At 56.2% G+C, this 1339-nt stretch carries 2 protein-coding genes; both read left to right on the top strand.

Translation table 11 applies throughout. The features are described 5' to 3' along the window. Positions 1 to 71: 71 nt before the first annotated feature. The gene (locus AB3347_RS25845; protein WP_369094517.1) at positions 72 to 431 is read left to right on the top strand and encodes a transposase; all 360 of its coding nucleotides are present in this window, start codon (positions 72 to 74) and stop codon (positions 429 to 431) included. 11 nt (positions 432 to 442) lie between these two features. Further along, complete coding sequence (locus AB3347_RS25840; RefSeq protein ID WP_369094518.1) at positions 443 to 1294, top strand: IS3 family transposase; 852 nt, start codon at positions 443 to 445, stop codon at positions 1292 to 1294. The last annotated feature ends 45 nt before the right edge of the window (positions 1295 to 1339 follow it).

Here is a 1339-nt window from a genome sequence, read left to right as displayed (position 1 = left end):
GGGGTCAGGTTGAGGTGGTCCGTGTTTCATGGACATCCAAATAGGGGACAATAAGCCCTGGAAGGATATACATGAAAAAGAAAGAGCTACCGTCAAAGCGGGAGATCGCTCCCGCTTCATCCGCATTGGCCCCCAAGCCTCGCGCCACGTTCACCGATGAGTTCAAACGCAAAGCGGTCGCGAGGTTGCGTGAAGAGGGGCAGAACGCTACCGACCTGGCAGTCGAGCTGGGGATCCGACGCAACATGCTCTACAAGTGGGCTGCCAAGATTGACAAGGCCGCGCCGGGGGAGTTACTTGGTTCTCCCGGGCGGCCTGCTCTGGGTGAGCTAAGCGAAGTTGAACAGCTGCGTCGCGAACTGGCCCGCGCCCAGGAGGAGCTGGCCATCCTAAAAAAGTTCGATGCGTACTTAACTCACCTAAAGAAGTAAAGTACGCATTTATTGACCAGCATCGCAGCGAGTTCCCGGTAAAGTCACTGTGTCGCGAGCTCGATATCAGCCGCAGCGTGTACTACGCTTCTAAAAAGGCCAAGCCGAGCTTGCGTAGCGAGGAAGACTTGGCCATGCGCGCTGAGATCGTCAGGATCAATGCAGCGCACCGCTGGGCGCCTGGAGCGGTCAAGATGTGGCATCTGCTGCGGGCAGAAGGCATCAAATGTGGCAAACATCGGGTGAGAAGGCTGCGCAAGCTGGAGAATATCCAAACGACCCGCATCAAGCGATTTCGGGCCATGCAGGCAATGGAGCGCGTGCAGCCGCCAGCGCCAGATCTGGTCAAACGACGTTTTCAGACAAATGCCCCAAACACGATTTGGGTGGGCGACATGACAGCGCTGCGTACGAAGCAAGGTTGGCTTCACCTGGCCATCGTTCTGGACCTTTTTTCCCGGCGCATTGTGGGTTGGTCGATGGATATGACGCAGGCGGCGACACTGCCGATGGCGGCATTGAAGATGGCCTTGGCGCAGCGAAAGCCCAAGGCGGGCCTGATCTTCCATAGTGACCAGGGCACGGTCTACGCATCGCATGATTACCGTGACCTGCTACGGGTCAATGGTGTCCTGCCTAGCATGAGCCGCAAAGGGAATTGCCACGACAATGCCGTTGCAGAAAGCTTTTTCTCGAACCTGAAGAATGAGGTAATGCACGACCGATTGTTCGGCTCACGGGATGAAGCCAAAGCGGCGGTGAGTAACTACATCGAGGTGTACTACAATCGACAGAGGCTGCATCAAACCTTGAGCTATCAAACACCGGTCGCCGTCGAATCAGCATTTCGTGTGCTTAATTAAGATGTCCGGGAAATCCGGACCACCTCAGGTCTGACATTCGGACAC

The sequence above is a fragment of the Massilia sp. X63 genome, from assembly GCF_041023745.1.
In the GTDB taxonomy this organism is placed as follows: domain Bacteria; phylum Pseudomonadota; class Gammaproteobacteria; order Burkholderiales; family Burkholderiaceae_D; genus Telluria.
The sequence above is the reverse complement of the archived record's forward strand: the minus strand, read 5'-3'. Positions and strand labels throughout refer to the sequence as shown.

Excerpts from the sequence above, each read along its gene's own strand:
- AB3347_RS25845 (WP_369094517.1), top strand. The coding sequence starts at position 72 with ATGAAAAAGAAAGAGCTACCGTCAAAGCGGGAGATCGCTCCCGCTTCA.